Origin of the sequence: Spiroplasma endosymbiont of 'Nebria riversi' (genome assembly GCF_018831625.1) — a bacterium.
Classification (GTDB): domain Bacteria; phylum Bacillota_I; class Bacilli_A; order Mycoplasmatales; family Nriv7; genus Nriv7.
Window position 1 is genome coordinate 1,335,683 of record NZ_CP065193.1, and the last position, 19,487, is coordinate 1,355,169.

A 19,487-nucleotide genomic window follows, 5' to 3' on the forward strand; every position below is an offset into this window, starting at 1 on the left:
CCTTTTATTTAATTGTATAGTATAAAAGAAAGAAATTAATTATTTTGAACAAATATTAATTTATTTTAAAAGTAACAACTCCTTCATTAATTTTATTATTAGTTAAATTTTTAACTTTATTTATCTCTTCCTAAAAAAATGTTTTATAATTATAACTACAAGAAAGTAGGTAAAGTTATGAATAAATTTGATATTCTAAAAGAAATCCTCTTAGCCCGTCATTCTTGACGAGAATATGATCCCCAAAAAATTAATGAACAAGATATTAATGAAATCTTAGAAGTAGCCCGTCATTCACCATCAGCATTTGGATCAGAACCATGACATCTTATTGTTGTTAGTAATAACAAAGTAAAACAAGAATTACATCCTTTAATATGAAAACAAAAACAAGTCCTTAACGCTTCACATCTATTTTTAATTTTAACTAATAAAAAAAATGCCTTTACAAAAAATAGTGCCTTTCTTCGTTTAAGATATCAAACGCGTTATCAGAATTCTGATGAAAAATTTGAACAATTACAAAATAAATTAATAAATTATTTAAAAAAATATATTAATGACCCAGAAGAATGAGCTAAACGACAAGCATATATTTTATTAGAAAACATTATTCTTTGTGCTTTTGCTAAAGGCATTGGTACTAGTCCAATGGAAGGTTTTGATGGTGCTGACATCATTAATTATTTAGAAACAAATAAATATATCGCTCCCAACGAATACAATCTTGCCGTTGTTCTCACTGCCGGATATTTACCTAAAAATAAAGAATTACCAATAAAACCACAATCCTTAACTTACGAACAATTAGTTACTAAAATTGAATAAAACAAAAACGCCATTATTGTAAAGATAATGGCGTTTCTTTTATATTTAAAAAATATCTAATAATTTAAATTTTAATATTCCTCTTCATAAGCAATTTTTCCTCTAGCAATGATATCTTCGGAATCTAATAATCCTGTTCCCGCAGGAATTAAATTACCTAAAATAACATTTTCTTTTAATCCTTCTAAAGTATCAATTTTACCTTTAATAATTGCTTTTGTTAATACGCGTGTAGTATCTTGAAATGATGCTGCCGATAAGAAAGAATTAGATTCCAATGGTGCTTTTTTAATACCAAACATAATTGGAAATCCATAAGGCGGACGACGATCTTCTGATAATAACTTACCAACAATATCTTTAAATTCTTTAATCGTAACTGTTTCCCCAACTAATAAGTCACTATCCCCACCATCAATAATTTGAATTTTATTTAACATTTGTTTAATAATAATTTCAATATATTTATCAGAAATTTGAATCCCTTGCAAACGATATACTTTTTGAACTTCTTTTAAAATATATTCTTGAACTTCTTTAATCCCGGCAATTTCTAATAAATGTTTAACATTAATTGCTCCTTCAGTTAATTTTTGACCAGCTTTAACTAGCGAACCAACTTTAACACGAATATTGGAGTTATAAGGAGTTTTATATTTTCTTTCATTATGTTCAGATACAACAGTAATAATATTAATACCATTTTCTTCATTTATTTCTTGAACGGTACCATCAATTTCAGAAATAATGGCAACCGCCCCCTTAGGAATTGTATTATCTAATAATTCTTTAATTCTTGGTAACCCCTGAGTAATATCTAGACCACCAGCAACACCACCTGTATGGAAAGTACGCATTGTTAATTGTGTCCCTGGTTCACCAATTGATTGGGCTGCGACAATCCCAACAGTTTCACCAATATCAACAATTGCACCCGTTGCTAAATTAAGTCCATAACATTTTTTACATACTCCTTTAGAAGCATCACAAGTTAAAACGGAACGAATTTCAAATTCCGTAATATTATTTTTGACAATTTTATTATTAATATCTTCAGTAATTAAAGTATTAGCAGGAACAATTTCCTTACCATTTTTGTTAATTATCGCTGACTTTGTAAATCGTCCAAAAGCACGATCTTGTAAGGGTACAATAATAATATAATTTTTAGTATCAACAATATCTTTAATTAAGAATCCTTTTTCTGTTTGACAATCTTCTATCACAATAATAATTTCTTGAGCAACATCTACTAATCTTCTTGTTAAATAACCAGAATCAGCTGTTTTTAAAGCCATATCAGCCATTCCTTTTCTAGCCCCATGCGTAGAAATATAGAATTCAAGAACCGTTAATCCTTGTATAAAAGAAGAAAGAATCGGTAATTCAATAACTTCTCCCTTAGGATTATTCATTAATCCTCGCATCCCTACTAACTGTGTAAAGTTAGAAAGATTACTCCGCGCACCCGAATCAGTCATAATCGTAATCGGATTATTAATATCTTGCTTTAACACTACTTCTAATTTCTTTTGAATTAAATCTTTAACATCCGATCATTTTTCAATAATTAATTTATGTTTTTCGCGTTCAGTTATCATTCCTAAACGATAAAATTCTTGAACTTGAGCAATATATTTATCAGCTTCAACAAAGTTTTCCTTTTTACCATCATATGCTTGCATATCTTGTGCCGAAATCGTAACACCAGAAATTGTTGAAAATTTAAATCCTAAATTTTTCATATTATCTAACATTTCAGCAGTTTTTTGTGTTCCATATTTCTTAAAAAACTTAGTAATAATATTTGATAAACTACTTTTCTTAAATGGAGCAATTGCTTTTCGTGATGCAATAAATTTTCGGATATCTTCAGTAATTAAAATAATATGACGGTCATCTAAATAATCAAGATTTTCTGATGTTGGTTCATTAAAATAATGAAAATCAACAGGAAAAATTTTATTAAAAATTAACTTTCCAATCGTTGTTATTAATACCTTATTTTTACTATCATTAACCTTAATCTTATCATCCATAGCATTAACCGGAATAGCAATTATCGCATGTAAATGTAATTGTTTATTATCATAAGCTAAAACAGCATCATCAAAATTCCGATAAATATTTCCTTCACCAATTTTACCTTTACTTTCAAAAGTTAAGTAATAATTTCCTAAAACCATATCCTGAGTTGGCGTTACAATTGGTTTTCCATCTTTCGGTCCTAAAATGTTTTTTGAACCTAACATTAAATATCGCGCTTCAGCAACAGCTTCTGCTGTTATCGGCACATGAACTGCCATTTGGTCACCATCAAAATCAGCATTAAATGCTGGTGTTACTAATGGGTGCAAACGAATTGCTTTCCCTTTTACTAACTTCGGTTCAAAAGCTTGAATTCCTAAACGATGCAGTGTTGGTGCCCGATTTAATAATATTGGACGCTCTTTAATAACTACTTCTAAATAATCTCATACGCGTTCATCGCGTTGATCAATCATCTTTTCTGCCATCTTATAAGTTAAATTACTATTACTTTCTTTAGCATCTCTTAATAATTCAGCAATAATAAATGGTTTAAAAAGAACAATTGCCATATCGCGTGGTAAACCACACTGATACATTTTTAATTCTGGACCAACAGCAATAACACTTCTTCCAGAATAATCAACTCGTTTTCCTAACAAGTTTTGACGAAAACGCCCTTGTTTTCCTTTTAAAATTGCTGTTAATGATTTTAACGGTCGCTTATCTCTTCCGGTTACAGGACGCGCTTTACGATCATTATCAATTAAGGCATCAACGGCTTCTTGTAACATCCTTTTTTCATTATTAATAATAATTGAAGGGGCCCCCATTTGTTTAACGCGTTTTAATCGTTCATTTCTAATAATAATCTTACGATATAAATCATTCAATTCTGATGCTGTAAATCTGCCCCCATCTAATTGAATAATTGGTCTAATATCTGGTGGTAACACCGGAATAGCATGTAAAATCATTCACTCAGGCTTATTTCCTGAACGCAAAAAATCATTTAAAGTTTTCAAAGAACGCATTAATTTCAATTTATCCGTTTGCGATTTTTTACCTTGAATTTTTCTTTTAATTTTCTTAATTTCTTCTTTTAAATCTAAATTTTTAAGTAAATGTTCAATTGCCTCAGCACCAATACCAAATTTAGCATTAGTATATTTATTAATAAATTGAGCACATTCATCCATTGAAAAAGGAATATTAGTAGTTTTTAAATCTTCAATCATTCCTTGTGCTCTTTCAAAAGCAATTGATTCCACAGTTAAATCTTTTTTAATATTTTCTAAAGTTTTAATTAATCGTTCACGAGTTTCTTGTGAAGTTTTAGCATTACCTAAATCTAAAACCATTTTATTCCTTAAATTTTTAGCATCACCAGCATCTAAAACAATATAAGAAACAAAATAAATCACTTCCTCTAAATCCTTAGTACGCATATTTAATGCCAAAGCAATTTGGGAAGGTGATGCCTTTAACATTCAAATGTGTGATACAGGATCTTCTAATTCGATATGTCCCATTCTTTTTCTTCTAACAATTGATTCTGTTAATTGCACCCCACAGCGTTCACAGATTTTACCACGATTATTTTCTTTTTTATATTTTCCACATTCACATTCATAGTTTTTAATCGGCCCAAAAATTCGCTGATCAAAAAGACCACCCTTTTCTGGTTTTAATGATTTATAATTAATAGTTTCTGGTTTTATTACTTCACCATACGACCAAGAACGAATATCTTCTGGAGAAGCTAAACTAATTTTAATTTCTTTAAAGTTTTTGTGATCATTAAACATTTATCATTTCTTCCTCTCTAGAATTTACTTTCTTCATCTTCTTCATAATTTAACATCTTATGTTCTTTACCATCTTTAGTTTTTAAAACAACATTGATTGATAAACCTTGTAATTCTTTAATTAGAACATTAAATGACTCAGGAATTCCTGACAATGGCAATTTTTCACCCTTAGCGATTTTAGTATATAACTTCGTTCTTCCAATAATATCATCAGATTTAATTGTTAAGATTTCTCTTAAAGTATGAGCCGCTCCATAAGCTTCCAAAGCTCATACTTCCATTTCCCCAAATCTTTGACCCCCATTTTGTGCTTTTCCACCTAATGGTTGTTGAGTGATTAAAGAATATGGCCCAACATTCCGAGCATGAATTTTATCTTCCACCATATGTGATAGTTTTAACATATACATTACACCAACAGATATTTTATTACCAAATGTTTCACCTGTTTGACCATCAATTAAAGTTTCTTTTCCAAAATTATCCATCTTAGCTTCTGCCATAATAGCAATTAATTCTTCATTACTTACGCCTTCAAAAACTGGGGTAGCTACTTTTAACCCTAACTTTTTAGCAGCCATTCCCAAATGTAATTCTAATACTTGACCAATATTCATTCGCGAAGGAACTCCTAACGGATTTAACATAATATCTACCGGTGTCCCATCAACAAGATGAGGCATATCTTCAATCGGTAAAACTTTAGAAATAACACCCTTATTACCGTGTCTTCCCGCCATTTTATCCCCTTCTTGAATTTTTCGTTTTTGAACAACATAGATTTTAACAATTTCTAATACCGAAACTGGTAAATCATGCCCATCTTTACGAGAAAATCTTTTCACTGCTTGAATAATTCCCGCACCACCATTCGGAATAATTAAAGAATTATCTTTAACATTACGAGATTTTTCACCAAAAATAGCTTGCAATAATTTATCTTCTGCTGACAATTCGGCTTGTCCTTTAGGCGTTACTTTCCCAACAAGAATGTCGCCTTCTTTAACTTCGGCACCAACCATTACAATCCCGTCAACATCTAAATAACGACGCATATTATCTGGAATATTGGGAATTTCACGAGTTATTTCTTCTTCACCTTGTTTTGTTTGTCGGCGTTCAATAGTATATTCTTCAATATGAATTGATGTAAAAACATCATCATATACTAAGCGTTCACTAATAATAATCGCATCTTCATAGTTATAACCATTTCAAGTTGTAAATGCCACCATAACATTTTGACCTAACGCTAATTCACCTTTTTCCATTGAAGCACCATCAGCTAAAATTTGTCCTTTGCTAACAATATCACCAAGTTTTACCAATGGAGAATGAATTAAAGCCGTACCACTATTACTGCGATCAAAACTATTTAATTCATACACTTTAACTCGGTCTTTATGTTTAACGGTAATTTTTTTACTATCAACATAATCAACCATTCCATCATCTAAAGAAATAATTGCTAATCCTGAATCTCTAGCAGCTGCATGTTCCACACCCGTACCTACTAACGGTGATTGTGGTTTAATTAAAGGAATTGCTTGGCGTTGCATATTAGCACCCATCAAAGCACGGTTAGCATCATCATTTTCTAAAAAAGGAATACAAGATGTCGCAATGGAAACAATTTGTCGTGGTGAAACATCAATATAATCAACTTCATTGTTAGTGGCGATAATATTTTCACCACTAAAACGAGCAGCAACTTGCTTTTCAATAATCTTTCCTTGATCATCAATTGCAATATTTGCTTGACTAATAACATAATTTTTTTCTTGATCTGCCGTTAAATAATGATTAATTTCAGTTACAATACCATTATTTACTTTCCGATATGGCGTTTCAATAAAACCATATTTATTAATATGAGCATAAGTTGATAAATTATTAATTAAACCAATATTTGGTCCTTCAGGAGTTTCAATCGGACAAATTCTGCCATAATGCGAGTAATGCACATCACGAACTTCTAAACCAGCTCGTTCACGAGATAATCCCCCCGGACCTAAAGCAGTAATTCTTCTTTTATTAGTTAATTCTGATAACGGATTAGTTTGATCCATAAACTGTGATAACTGTGATAAGTTAAAAAACTCACCAATAACAGCTGTTAACGGTTTATTATTAATAATATTTGATGGCTTAATAACAGAACTATCAGCAGTTGACATCTTTTCTTTAACATTTTTTTCAATTCTTGCCATCCCAATCCGAAATTGATTTTGTAATAACTCACCAACTGTTCGCACACGACGATTACCTAAATGATCAATATCATCAATATTTCCCAAACCTTTAGTAATATTTAATAAATATGAAAAAGAAGCAATAATATCTGGAATCGTAATATATTCTATTTTATTACTTGGATCAACACCTAAAATTGCAATACTATCATCAGGATTAATCATTTCATTATTAGCATAAACTAAAACTCTTTGAATTTTATTATGACTTTTAATATCCGGATGAAAATTAATTTCTTGCAACATTGCCCCAGCATTTAAAATTGTATGCAATAATTCTAAATCTTTTTTAGTAATTAAATATCCCTTTTTAAAAACAACATTACCTTTAACATCTTTAATATCTTCAGCCAAAATCCGATTTAATAATCGATCAACAATTAATAGCTTTTGAATCAATTTAAATCGGCCAGCTTTAGTTAAATCATATTTTCTTTTATCAAATAATAATCCAAAAAGAAACTTACTAGCACCATCAACAGTCGCCGTTTCCCCTGATCGAATTTTTTTATAAATTTCTTGAACTGCAAATTCTCAACTGTCATTTTCTAAACCACTAATATAATCACTTTCATAAGTGTCAAATAATAACTGATCATAATTATACAATGCTAATAAATCATCTTTTTTTAAACCTAATGCTGTAAACAAAACAGTAGCGTTAGTTTTTCGTGACTTATCAATTTTTACTTGAAAAATATGTTTATATAAATTATTTTGTTTAGTTTTAACCTTTTTAATATGACTTTCAAACTCTAATCATGTCCCCCGCGAAGGGATAATATCATTAAAATAAATAATTTTTCCTGTTTTCGGATCAATATTCTTTTTGTAATAACTTCCTGGTGACCTTACTAATTGAGAAACAACAACCTTTTCACTACCATTAATAATGAAAGTTCCTTTATCGGTCATTAACGGAAAATCACCTAAAAAAACTTCACCTGCTCTTCAAAGGGTATAATCAACTAACATTTCTTCTTCATCTTGCTTTTTAATAATAATTTCAATAGCAATTTTATCTTCAGCATTAATATCTTCAAAATAAAAAACATTATCATCTTGTTTTGATAATACTGGATTTTTAAAGCCAAATTCTTCTCTTACTCATAATAACATTGCTTGATCTGGCGTTTTAGCAATTTGACTATTAATTCTTTCATCATCTTTAATAACAGTTAATTGCAATTTAGCATAAATTGGTACTTCATAAATCTTTGATTCTTCTTGTGCTTGTTTTAAGTTGCGTCGTGGTTTTTTTACTTCTCAACTTAACAATGATAATGTTGTCTTCCCTTCAGGATCAGTTATTGGAAATATTTCATCAAAAACCTCCTGAATGCCATCTTTCATAAATCATTGATAATTATCAGTTTGTACTTCAATCAAATTGGGTAATTCTAATTTCCCTGAAACCTTGGAATAATCTCTTCTTTGAACATAATCTCCAAAATGTTTCATCTTAAATGCCATTAACAAATCCCCCTTGTTTTTCATAACTAAAACTATATAATTTTATACTAATTATACCCTTAAATCAATACATACTTTTTTTAATTTTGTAGAAACCATATACATATGACAAGATTTTGGTTTCTACAAACTTGCTGTTAATTAATAAATAAATACGAGCTCATTTATTTATTACAAGAAATATAAGGTTAAATTAATATTTATTATTTTTAGTTATGCCTTGTATTTTTTTGTGCCTTGATAGTAATAAACTAAGTTAATTAGTAAACGAAGTTTACTAACAAATTTTGTTAAACATAAATGTTTAAAAAAATAAATATTTAACTTAGTTAGATAACTAAGCTAAATATAACTTAGTTTAATATAACTAAATATATTTGTAAGGAAGGTATGTATGTGAGAAATATTGAAAATATTTTTTTAAATACTAAAAAATATCTTTTAAAAGAAACACAAAACGCAATTCTTATTAAAGCACCAGAAATTCCGTGATTTAGTAATCCTATTGGTATTTGATTTTCAAAGCGATTTGTTTATAAAGGCAAATATGAAAATTCTATTTGTATTGGAATAATTAGAAATGGTGAGTATCAGTTGGTTTCAGTTAATAAGAAAGAGCAGGAGTCTAATTTGATTATAGGGCAGGAATTGTTAAATTTTTTTATTGCTGAAAAAGAGAACTATAAAAAGGATGTAAGTTTTAATTATTTTAAAAATTAATTTTAAAGGTTTTTTAAGGCGCCTTAAGAATAGAGGTAAATAAAAAAAACATCTTGGTTGATGTTTATAGTGGCGAAGCGGTGCGGAAAGCGTATGCTCCGCCCGCTAGTTATGGATGAGTTGAGTTATTTAACTAAGTTATTGCATTTTTTTGATTTCGTGTAGTAAAAAATAGTTTTGGAGTTTTAGAAATGAAAATGTGAGTTAGTGTGGATGAACCTGGCAAAGATTATTGTCAAGAGTTTATATATTCTATTAATAAAAAAACCGGATTAGAACAAAAAATTTGAGCGTCTAAATTTGCAGTTGATTCTGTTAGAACTGATTTAGTTGGTGATAATTGACTTTGTGTTGATTTTGTTGAACATAATTATTTAAAACAATAAATTAATTAAAAAATTAAGGAGAAAAGGAAGATGAATATATTTGGATTAGTGTTTTTTACGATTTTAACATTATTACTAGCATATTATATTGCGGTTAATATTTATCGGTTTTTTAAAGATAAAAAGAAATATGGTAGCGAAGCAAAGCGGTTGCCAAAAGATTTTACTTATTCACAACGAATATTTATTGCAAAGTTTAAGCGAAATTTATTAGAACAAGATGAAAAAGAAATTAAAAAGTAGGTTTTAGAAAATGTTTAAAAAAATAATTATTGAGTTAATTGAATTAATTTATCCAACTGCCGATTTACCACCCCAAGTTGTATTTTTGTTTTCAATTTTAATAATTGTAATGCTGTTCTCTGCCATTATTTTTCTACTCTTTTGACCTTTTGAGCGGTAATTATTATGTTTTTAGTTGCTTGAAAAGATTTAGATTGAGAAATGACAAAATTGTATTTTTGAGATTTATTTATCCAAATTACAACTATTCCGGCGTGTATTACTGGTGGTAAAGAAATTGATTTAATGAAAGAACCACTTTGACTTTTAGTAGCAAATATTGCCTTTTGAATGGTGTTAGTATTCATTGTTTTATTTATGGTTATTTTATTTTATAAGGTTAAATCATATTTTGTTTAGAAAGGGGGTGATTATATGTTAATAAATTTCTTAGTAGAAGGAAATACATCAGGAGCAATTACTGGTGAACAAGCGGTTACTAACTTATGAAAAGCATTAATTAAAGCATTTGGTAATATTTGAACTGATATTATTGGTGGTAATATGCCAAATGTCGTTAATTTCTTTGCTACATATTGAGTTTTCTTGCTTGGTGTGATTATTGGTTTATTTTTAATCGCTTTCAAAATGTTTGAAAAATTAATGCCCGGTAGATAATAATAAAAATAAAGAAAGTGTGATTTACGGATGTTATTGTTTAAGAAAATAAATTTAAGATTATATGATTTTGTTGCTTTAAATCGCACTTTATTTATTATTGCGTGATTCTATGGTGCGATTTTGCATTATTATAATCCTCAGAGTTGGCGAATGCTATTTGATATTATTTATTTATTAATTGCTTTGTATATTTTATATACTAAAATTTCTCATTTCTTTGCTCGTCGTAGTTTTATTAATTTCTTATTAAATTCACCTTTAAATTTAGTAATTGGCGCTTTAGGGACTGGAAAAACCGCTTTAATGGTTTTAGCTTCTTACTTATTAAGTGGTTGAAAAACGATTTCTACTTTTCCGATTACAGATAAACAAATGCTTTCATTAGGGCATATGTCACTTTTAGATTATAATTATCCAATTTTAGATGAAAAACATTTACTGTTATGAGATGAAACTAACTTATTTTTAGAAGGAACTGATTATAAAGAAAATGATAGAGTAACCCAAGGTTTACAAGAATATTTCGCTTCGGCTCGGCAATTTACCCATATCGTATTAGCAAGCGGACAACGAGCTGAACATATATGAGTTAAAGTTCGTGATATTGCGAATTCAATAATTGTTGGTATTAGAAAAAAACCAGTTAGTATTTTTCGACCCTATTTACAAGTTATTTACGGCACTTTTAAATCGGTAAGCGAATACGAACAATGACGATTAACTCTAATTAATGCTAAAAATGATAAAAAAGGTCGCAAAATCAAGTATCGTAGTATTCCAGAATTAGACATTTATTTCTTTAAATTGAAAATTCCGATGTCAATTTTAAACCTTTACGATAATAAATATTTATCATTCTTGCGTGAATTAAGTAATCGTGCTTTGAATGATAATTATCAACATAAATTTTGAAATGATAATGTAATGGATATTGAAGCATTAGAATATTTAAAGATGGAAAAATTCAGTAAAATACTTACTAAGTTAAAAAATAATCTGAAGAAGAAAAACAAGTAAAGGAGTTTAAAAAATGGAAAACTTAGAAAAAATGGCTAGTTTAATTGGCGATATGTTTTATAAAGTTTTTGATTTAATTTGAACTTTAACCATTCCCGGAACAGATATTCGCATTATTATTTTTCCGCTAATTATGCTTGTGATAAATCTTGTAATTGGTGGCATTTTAGGTATTCATATTGAACGACCAAAAGTTGGTTTTCGTAAAAAATACCAAAAATCAGTTGCTAATTGAGGAACTAAGAAAAAATCATCTAGTGGTCCGATTAAGAAATTTAGTGGTAATAGCCCTAAAAACAGACCGTGAGTTAACCAACACGGACGGCAAATAAAAAGGTAGGTTTAGAAAATGTTTAAATTAATAATGTTATTTATTCTTGTTTCTGTTTTTTCTATTTTTGCTTTAAATGACTTTTTAGGTTTATGATCCTATGTGCGTGAGGGTTTAGAATATTTTAATAAAGTTCTATCAAGTAATATTAAAATTTTAGATTTTTTTAAACCAATGATAAGGTTATTTTCTCAACATCCGATTTTCCAAATTTTAGGAACGATTTGTATTTTATCAACAATATATTTAATTTTAAAGATTTAAAAAATGAAAAAGTTAAAAAAAATATTAGGTATTAAATGATTTAAAAGCGTTTTAGGTTTTATACATTTTTTTATTATATTTCATAGATTTATTACTCTAATTTAAATATTTTTAACAAAAATTCGAACTAACACAGATGAGTTTTTTAAAGATTTTATATTGTTTGATTTTCAAAATGTAGTTCTTAAGATGTATTTTTGATTATTAATCGTTTATTTGTTAATAACTGGTATTAAGTTAATTATTAGAGGTTATTACTTTAATAAAGTTTTTAGAAAGCATCAAATGCAAGTTACTAATTGTGAATGTCCGCAACATAGTCAATATAAATTTTCTGATGCTTTTAAAGCAATAAACGAGAGTTTTAAGGCGTGATGAAATGCATAAGATTATTTCTTGATTTATTATAATTTTTATTAGTTTGGTACCGCTAGGAGCGTTCTTTGATACAAAACAACCACCAAAACCTAATATAGAACAATTTTTTATGAAACGAGAAAAACGAGCTACAAACCCCAGTCAATGTGGTGAAAGTTGTGAGTTGAAATTTCAGGAAATTTCAAATAGCTATTTAACGATTATTAGTAATTTTGATAGTGTGACTGGTATAGATATTAGTGATGTTAAAAATCAATTACCATCTGATATTGTTGTTCCTAATTCTGATTTTGAAAATTTTGAATATGGTTTTAAATATTATGATTATAATGATTTTTCAACCAGAATAAAAGTTAGAGATTTTTATAAATCTAATGCGACAAGAGTTGTTAAAGATAACTTTCCTATTGTTTCTTATTATGAGAAATATTTTATTGATAAACTTGTTGATGTTAAAATTACATTTTCTAATCAAAATTATTATCAGAACTGAGTTATAACATCTTTTTCTGCAAAAGTATATGTTGCTCCGCCTCCCCCTGTAATTCAAGTACCTGAAAAAGATGATGAACAATTATTACCAACTGCAATAACTAAAAATGATGGTGAATATCAGTATAATCAGTTTCGAGATAAACTAGATTATTTGATGATACAACGCCGAGATTTTGATAAATTTAATTATAGTTATTTATATTGAGTGCCAATTTTTAATTTCTTTGATGAGAATTTTAAATATATGAGTGAAATATCAATTAAATTAAATGGTTTTAAACAAAATAGTAAACTTAGTTTAAGTCGCAAAAATTCATATCCTTATCCTGATATGATTGAAAAAGTTATTTTTAGATAACTTTCCTTTTCTAGTTTTGGTGATGTTATTACTATAAAAACTGAGCATGGTAGCATTGTGAGTTATAATGAGTTTTTAGAAAATGGTAAATCGCTTTGAAAATCTGGGTCTCGAACAAGTTTTGGAGGAGATTTTATTAATACCTTTTTTGGACAAGTTAATTATTATGGTAATACTTTCCATTTTTTACGCTATGATGACAAATTAAAATTTGATTTTAAAGATTTTATGCTCCATTATCAAAAAGATTTAACTATTGATTTTATTAATGGGTTATTTAATAAACTTTATAAAGTTTTAGGTGAGTTTTTTGTGCAATTCTTTTATGCGAGTTTTGATACAGATGCCTCTACTTATGTAGAATTAGATTACAAAGGAATGCAACAAATTCCTAAAAATGTTTTACAAATGGGTTTTTTCTATCGTTCCTTAATTACCTTTTATCCCAAACAGTATTTAATTAACTTTGGTTCAACAATCGAAAATAGTAAGAATATGATTTTTCGTTCGTATTTTTTTGTGAAAGATAAACAAATTGCTAATGATTTTAAAACTGGTAAAAGTTCTTATCAAATAGATTTTAATGTGTTAAAAGCATATGATAACCAATTATGGAATGTTACTAGCAATAAATTGCATTTTTACAACGCTAAAGTTGATGTCATGTATGGGATTAATATTTTTACGCTAACTTTTCCACTATATAAAAAGAAAAATGAAAGTACTGAATATCATTATTCTTTATACGATTTTAACATTTTGAATTCAACGGCTTTTATTGGTGGCGGCATAAGCGGTAATGTGGATGATTTAATTCCAACACCCAACTGTTCTTATTGAGGTTTATTTAGTGCCATATCTTGTGTCATTCAGCACGCTTCTGTTAGTGTCTTAAATTGATTACTTGGTCTTTCTGGGATTAATCTTTTAATTCGCCCCATTGCTGATATTGCTAAAACAACGATTAATTTTACCAAAACTGCCTTTCCGGTATTTGAAGTTATTCCGGCGTTTCAGATGTTATTTGAATTTGTAGTACCATTAGCAATTTTGTTAATGATATTAAAAAAGTTTTCTTAAATGTTTCTAATATTTTTTATAATATAATTCCTTTGAAAGGAGGATTTTTCTTTATGCGAAAATTTTTATCAGCTTTAAATTTAATGTGTGTAGTGTTTATTTCTGGATGTAGTAAAAATATCAGTAATTTTAAAAAATATGATTTATCATTTCCTGAAATTTCAAATAGCTATTTAACGATTATTCGTAATTTTGATAGTGTGACTGGTATAGATATTAGTGATGTTAAAAATCAATTACCCTCCGATATTGTTGTTCCTAATTCTGATTTTGAAGATTTTGAATATGGTTTTAAATATTATGATTATAATGATTTTTCAACCAGAATAAAAGTTAGAGATTTTTATAAATCTAATGCGACAAGAGTTGTTAAAGATAGCTTTCCTATTGTTTCTTATTATGAGAAATATTTTATTGATAAACTTGTTGATGTTAAAATTACATTTTCTAATCAAAATTATTATCAGAACTGAGTTATAACATCTTTTTATGCCAAAATGCTTTAGTAATTTAATAACCATTCTTGAAACTCGTATTACAAAAAATACGATTTTCTTAATTTAAGGAGTTTAAAAATGAAATATATTATTTCCCAAGCTGATTTAGCAGATTTAAAAGCAAAAATCCAAAGTTGATTAAGTGCTAATTGCCGTAATCCTTATTACTATAAAAATAAAAAACGCATTACTGCCTATTTAAATTTATGTACTTATTTTTATATTGAAGAAACTACTTTAACAAAACTTATTAAAAAATATTTTAAGGGTGCAACGAAAACCCTTTATCGTTGGGCAGAAAAAATTATGACGGCTTATTATTCTGACAATTTAGATTTATTATTGTTTAAAAGTACAAAACCACAAAATCTTAATTATCAATATAGTTTAAATTCTCGTGAAAAAGTATGTGATTTATATTTTGATTACAAAAATCTTCAAGCCGGTGGAATGTGGTCTTTATTTAATAATTTAAAAATCGGTTTTCACGATGTTGAAAATTCAAAAATTCCAAAAAATATCAAAACTTTTTATCGCTGAATTAAATCTGACCCTCGTTGAAAAGAATTAAAACAGCAAATTAAACAAACAAAATGCCATTTTAAGCGGTATGAAGTCTCCGAGATTGGTCTTTTACAAATGGATGCTAAAATAATTACTACATCAAATTTTATGGTTGATAAAAAATATTACATTTATGATTTCATTGACGAAATGACACGAATAGTATTTGGTTATGTTTATGATAGTTTAGGAACTAACAATGCTATTAACGCTGTGCAAAGAGCAATGAAAGATTTTAGCGAACTTGGCATAACAATTAAACGCCTTCGTACTGATAACGCCCCCGAATTCACTACCACTAACTGAAGTAATAAAAAACCATACAAAGTAAAAGAAAGGCCTTTTACAACCTTTCTTTCTAGGAACGGAATTGTTCACGAAATCACACCAATCCGTTCTCCTCAGAGCAATGGAAAGATTGAACGATTCCACCAACATTATAGCAAATTATTTTATGCTAAGGACAAAAAATTAAATCAAAATGAACTTCAACATTATTTAAACAAATATTATTACTTTTACAATTTTGAACGCCGTCATTCGTCGCTAAAAATGACAACCCCCTTTCAAGCACTACAAAAATTTTTAACAAAGTAATTTCTAGAAGTTTGAATAATTATTTTTCATAAAAAATTTAAACTTGTTGTACTTGTTCCAATTAAAGTGATTTCTACTAAAAAACTTAATATTTTCTTATTTTTATTTTACTTCACGAAATTCAATATTACCATCAAATCCTTTGTTTAATGACCTATTTGCACTTCCGTTAAAAGTTATGCTTTCATCATTATTTATAGTAATTTCTTGTGGCAAAAGATTGTATTGTTTTAATTTTTCCATAATTTCTTTAATTAAAATTTTAAATGATTTTTCTTCATTACTTGTGTTTGTTATTTGTGAAATAATTTCACCATAAATATTTTGTTTTAAATTTAATGTTACTTGTGCCGAAACTTCTTCTAATGAAGCAATAACTTTAATTTTTTTATTTGGTTCAACCGCAATTTCTTGCGACGGCAATTCTACTTCTAAAGATGTTTTATGTTATTGCGTTTTACTATTTGAAAAATCAAATGTATTACTTAAAGTTTTTGTTTCTGAAGATGTATTTGCTTTGGAAGAACCATAATTGCCTCCAACTCCGGCAGTAGCAGAAACTTCTGCAAAAGGTCATATTTCTCCACTTGCACTTAATTCAATACTTCAATTATGTTCCATACTTGAAGTAGAAGTTTGTTCCGTTCTTTTTTCTTCACTGTTTGTTTTACTTAGACCTGTAGTAATTTGAGAATTTATAGTTGTTTCTTTTGTATATTTACAACTTGGTGTTTTCATATTCTGTTTTGCAGATAAATTATGAAATAATGTGGTTGTTCCAAAACAAATACTTTTACTATTTTTAGTATATGTTGGTTCAATATTTTTTGTTGCTGTTACATTTGAATATATTAGATTATTTGTATTAATATCTTTAATTTCTTTTATAGTAATTCCTTGATTTTTATCTCTAAAACTTAAAAATATTCCTTTTTTAATTAATTCATCTAAATTAATAATTTTATTTTGTTTATTATCTATTACATAGTAAATTTTCTTTTTATCAAAATATTTATTACTATTATTTTTTGCTTTTATTGTAGCTGATGTATTTTTTTTATTAATTACTTCTAATTGCAAAATATCTAAATTAGGATTTAAAAAATTTAATTCATTCAAAATAGCTGTATCACTATTTTTATTAATATTTCCTAAATTACTTTTTTTAATTAATTTATTTAAATCTTGTCTGATTGAAAAAGAAACTTTTTTATTGCCATAATAAGAAGAGCTATCATTTTTTGCTTTAATTGTGGCTGATGTATTTGTTTTATTAGTTATTTCTAATTGTGATATATTTAAATTATTATTTTTGGATTTTACTGCTATTAGAATTGTATTTTGATTATTATCATTTAAAGCCCCTAAACTAGTATTTTTAATAAATTCTTCAATATTTTCAAATTTATTGCTAGGGCAACTATTAAAACATTGTAATGCTACACTATTTTTGTTTAATTGCCCATCATCCCAAATTTCCATGTAAAGTCCATAATTTATTTTTGAAGACATATATTTATTATTAATCACCGAAAAATCATTCCATATAGCTTTAGCAATTTTCCAATATTCACCTCTAGAACATTCATTTTCATTAAAAGCTATATTGTCAATTATATTAATAAACTTAGGTTTAAATATATCATAATTACTACTTTCGTTATATATTTTTTGAATTTTTATTCAATTTTCTCTAGAAAATCAAGGTCAATAGTTACATTTGCCACTTCAAAAACACTGTCTATTTATTCTGTTTTCATTACGCGATTGACTGTTTCAGCTTCTTTTACTTCTATTTAAATTTTCTAAATTATTTGTTTGTAAATAATTAACTTCATTTTTTGCTGGAGTTGGTGCATTTCCAAGAATTCCCGACATTCCGCTTCCTGCTATTGTGATTGTTCCTAAGAATCCTAGTAATTTTTTCATATTAATTAACTTCCTTTTCGTGAATTTTTACTAATTAATAAAATTTACCAAATAATCAACAACTTTTCTCCAAAAAATTAATCTGTAATTTCTTTACCTTGAAATTTAATTATAAACTATTTTTAAAAATTTTCTGCATTATTTTATAATGGGCGCGTTTAGTTTTCTTAGGTATTTTTAAAAAAAGAAAAAATAATCATTTACTATAAATTATTTTAATATTCAAATTAAGTATATATTTCTTATGTATGATTTTTGTTGTAAAAAATTATTTTAATGTTGTTTTTATAAGCATTTTACTTAGTTTTTATAACCTTTTTATTAAGATTATGTTTGTTAATATTAAATATTTTGTTTTATTACTTATTTTTCAAATAAAAAGGTAATAAATTTTCATTTACTTTTCTTTCAAAATTATTTAAACCTTTTTCTACCCAAGAAAACTTTACGCGTCTATAATTTATTATTCCTTTTTTAAAAAAATGCTTGTACTTGTCATAAGTCTGTGGTATATTACAAGTTTATTTAAAGGGGTAGAAACCATATACATATGACAAGATTTTGGTTTCTACAAACTTGCTTTTAATTAATAAATAAATACGAGCTCATTTATTTATTACAAGAAATATAAGGTTAAATTAATATTTATTATTTTTAGTTATGCCTTGTATTTTTTTGTGCCTTGATAGTAATAAACTAAGTTAATTAGTAAACGAAGTTTACTAACAAATTTTGTTAAACATAAATGTTTAAAAAAATAAATATTTAACTTAGTTAGATAACTAAGCTAAATATAACTTATTTTAATATAACTAAATATAGTTGTAAGGAAGGTATGTATGTGAGAAATATTGAAAATATTTTTTTAAATACTAAAAAATATCTTTTAAAAGAAACACAAAACGCAATTCTTATTAAAGAACCAGAAATTCCGTGATTTAGTAATCCTATTGGTATTTGATTTTCAAAGCGATTTGTTTATAAAGGCAAATATGAAAATTCTATTTGTATTGGAATAATTAGAAATGGTGAGTATCAGTTGGTTTCAGTTAATAAAAAAGAGCAGGAGTCTAATTTGATTATAGGACAAGAATTGTTAAATTTTTTTATTGCTGAAAAAGAGAACGATAAAAAGGATGTAAGTTTTAATTATTTTAAAAATTAATTTTAAAGGTGTTTTAAGGCGCCTTAAGAATAGAGGTAAATAAAAAAAACATCTTGGTTGATGTTTATAGTGGCGAAGCGGTGCGGAAAGCGTATGCTCCGCCCGCTAGTTATGGATGAGTTGAGTTATTTAACTAAGTTATTGCATTTTTTTGATTTCGTGTAGTAAAAAATAGTTTTGGAGTTTTAGAAATGAAAATGTGAGTTAGTGTGGATGATCCTGGCAAAGATTATTGTCAAGAGTTTATATATTCTATTAATAAAAAAACCGGATTAGAACAAAAAATTTGAGCGTCTAAATTTGCAGTTGATTCTGTTAGAACTGATTTAGTTGGTGATAATTGACTTTGTGTTGATTTTGTTGAACATAATTATTTAAAACAATAAATTAATTAAAAAATTAAGGAGAAAA

The 19,487-nt window shown here is 27.2% G+C and carries 20 protein-coding genes; 16 read left to right on the forward strand and 4 right to left on the reverse strand.

Annotation, left to right across the window (positions count from 1 at the left end; all coding sequences use genetic code 4):
* Nucleotides 1–177 precede the first annotated feature (177 nt).
* A complete protein-coding gene (locus I5Q57_RS08645) occupies nucleotides 178–828 on the forward strand; it encodes a nitroreductase family protein (protein ID WP_215826142.1) in 651 nt (216 codons plus the stop codon).
* Between the two features lie 71 nt (nucleotides 829–899).
* Here the strand turns inward: I5Q57_RS08645 and rpoC are convergent, their stop codons facing one another.
* Together rpoC and rpoB are read right to left on the reverse strand one after the other, a co-directional pair.
* Nucleotides 900–4,664, reverse strand: a complete 3,765-nt coding sequence (rpoC, locus tag I5Q57_RS08650) for a DNA-directed RNA polymerase subunit beta' (RefSeq protein ID WP_215826143.1) — start codon at nucleotides 4,662–4,664, stop codon at nucleotides 900–902.
* A gap of 17 nt (nucleotides 4,665–4,681) precedes the next feature.
* Nucleotides 4,682–8,392: a DNA-directed RNA polymerase subunit beta gene (gene rpoB, locus I5Q57_RS08655; protein ID WP_215826144.1), complete on the reverse strand. Its 3,711-nt coding sequence runs from the start codon at nucleotides 8,390–8,392 to the stop codon at nucleotides 4,682–4,684.
* A 396-nt stretch (nucleotides 8,393–8,788) separates the two neighbouring features.
* On the opposite strand from rpoB, the gene I5Q57_RS08660 reads away from it, so the two are divergent.
* The 13 genes from I5Q57_RS08660 to I5Q57_RS08720 all read left to right on the forward strand — a co-directional run bounded on the left by I5Q57_RS08660 (nucleotide 8,789) and on the right by I5Q57_RS08720 (nucleotide 15,982).
* Entirely contained in the window at nucleotides 8,789–9,112 is a 324-nt protein-coding gene (locus I5Q57_RS08660; RefSeq protein ID WP_215826145.1) for a hypothetical protein, read from the forward strand.
* Between the two features lie 191 nt (nucleotides 9,113–9,303).
* Complete coding sequence (locus tag I5Q57_RS08665; protein WP_215826146.1) at nucleotides 9,304–9,498, forward strand: hypothetical protein; 195 nt, start codon at nucleotides 9,304–9,306, stop codon at nucleotides 9,496–9,498.
* 30 nt (nucleotides 9,499–9,528) lie between these two features.
* Nucleotides 9,529–9,741, forward strand: a complete 213-nt coding sequence (locus tag I5Q57_RS08670; protein WP_215826147.1) for a hypothetical protein — start codon at nucleotides 9,529–9,531, stop codon at nucleotides 9,739–9,741.
* 165 nt (nucleotides 9,742–9,906) lie between these two features.
* Nucleotides 9,907–10,140 (forward strand): hypothetical protein, encoded by a 234-nt coding sequence (locus I5Q57_RS08675; protein WP_215826148.1) that lies wholly within the window; start codon nucleotides 9,907–9,909, stop codon nucleotides 10,138–10,140.
* A 15-nt stretch (nucleotides 10,141–10,155) separates the two neighbouring features.
* Complete coding sequence (locus tag I5Q57_RS08680; protein ID WP_215826149.1) at nucleotides 10,156–10,398, forward strand: hypothetical protein; 243 nt, start codon at nucleotides 10,156–10,158, stop codon at nucleotides 10,396–10,398.
* Between the two features lie 30 nt (nucleotides 10,399–10,428).
* Nucleotides 10,429–11,418: a hypothetical protein gene (locus I5Q57_RS08685; RefSeq protein ID WP_215826150.1), complete on the forward strand. Its 990-nt coding sequence runs from the start codon at nucleotides 10,429–10,431 to the stop codon at nucleotides 11,416–11,418.
* Nucleotides 11,419–11,431: 13 nt separating this feature from the next.
* Nucleotides 11,432–11,758: a hypothetical protein gene (locus tag I5Q57_RS08690; protein ID WP_215826151.1), complete on the forward strand. Its 327-nt coding sequence runs from the start codon at nucleotides 11,432–11,434 to the stop codon at nucleotides 11,756–11,758.
* 9 nt (nucleotides 11,759–11,767) lie between these two features.
* Nucleotides 11,768–12,013 (forward strand): hypothetical protein, encoded by a 246-nt coding sequence (locus I5Q57_RS08695; protein WP_215826152.1) that lies wholly within the window; start codon nucleotides 11,768–11,770, stop codon nucleotides 12,011–12,013.
* 189 nt (nucleotides 12,014–12,202) lie between these two features.
* A complete protein-coding gene (locus I5Q57_RS08700; protein ID WP_215826153.1) occupies nucleotides 12,203–12,400 on the forward strand; it encodes a hypothetical protein in 198 nt (65 codons plus the stop codon).
* The gene (locus I5Q57_RS08705; protein ID WP_215826154.1) at nucleotides 12,393–13,244 is read left to right on the forward strand and encodes a hypothetical protein; all 852 of its coding nucleotides are present in this window, start codon (nucleotides 12,393–12,395) and stop codon (nucleotides 13,242–13,244) included. Before I5Q57_RS08700 ends, I5Q57_RS08705 begins: the two co-directional genes overlap by 8 nt.
* A 57-nt stretch (nucleotides 13,245–13,301) precedes the next feature.
* Nucleotides 13,302–14,324 (forward strand): hypothetical protein, encoded by a 1,023-nt coding sequence (locus tag I5Q57_RS08710; protein ID WP_215826155.1) that lies wholly within the window; start codon nucleotides 13,302–13,304, stop codon nucleotides 14,322–14,324.
* Between the two features lie 53 nt (nucleotides 14,325–14,377).
* A complete protein-coding gene (locus I5Q57_RS08715; RefSeq protein ID WP_215826156.1) occupies nucleotides 14,378–14,830 on the forward strand; it encodes a hypothetical protein in 453 nt (150 codons plus the stop codon).
* Nucleotides 14,831–14,899: 69 nt separating this feature from the next.
* Nucleotides 14,900–15,982 carry an integrase core domain-containing protein gene (locus I5Q57_RS08720; RefSeq protein WP_215826157.1) on the forward strand — a complete coding sequence of 361 codons (1,083 nt, stop codon included), beginning with the start codon at nucleotides 14,900–14,902 and terminating at the stop codon, nucleotides 15,980–15,982.
* Nucleotides 15,983–16,084: 102 nt separating this feature from the next.
* Here I5Q57_RS08720 and I5Q57_RS08725 read toward each other — a convergent pair whose 3' ends face one another.
* Both I5Q57_RS08725 and I5Q57_RS08730 read right to left on the reverse strand, forming a co-directional pair.
* The gene (locus I5Q57_RS08725) at nucleotides 16,085–16,405 is read right to left on the reverse strand and encodes an ETX/MTX2 family pore-forming toxin (RefSeq protein WP_215826158.1); all 321 of its coding nucleotides are present in this window, start codon (nucleotides 16,403–16,405) and stop codon (nucleotides 16,085–16,087) included.
* A gap of 24 nt (nucleotides 16,406–16,429) precedes the next feature.
* Entirely contained in the window at nucleotides 16,430–17,911 is a 1,482-nt protein-coding gene (locus I5Q57_RS08730) for a hypothetical protein (RefSeq protein WP_215826159.1), read from the reverse strand.
* Between the two features lie 841 nt (nucleotides 17,912–18,752).
* On the opposite strand from I5Q57_RS08730, the gene I5Q57_RS08735 reads away from it, so the two are divergent.
* Entirely contained in the window at nucleotides 18,753–19,076 is a 324-nt protein-coding gene (locus I5Q57_RS08735) for a hypothetical protein (RefSeq protein WP_215826160.1), read from the forward strand.
* 191 nt (nucleotides 19,077–19,267) lie between these two features.
* Entirely contained in the window at nucleotides 19,268–19,462 is a 195-nt protein-coding gene (locus I5Q57_RS08740; protein WP_215826161.1) for a hypothetical protein, read from the forward strand.
* Nucleotides 19,463–19,487 lie beyond the last annotated feature (25 nt).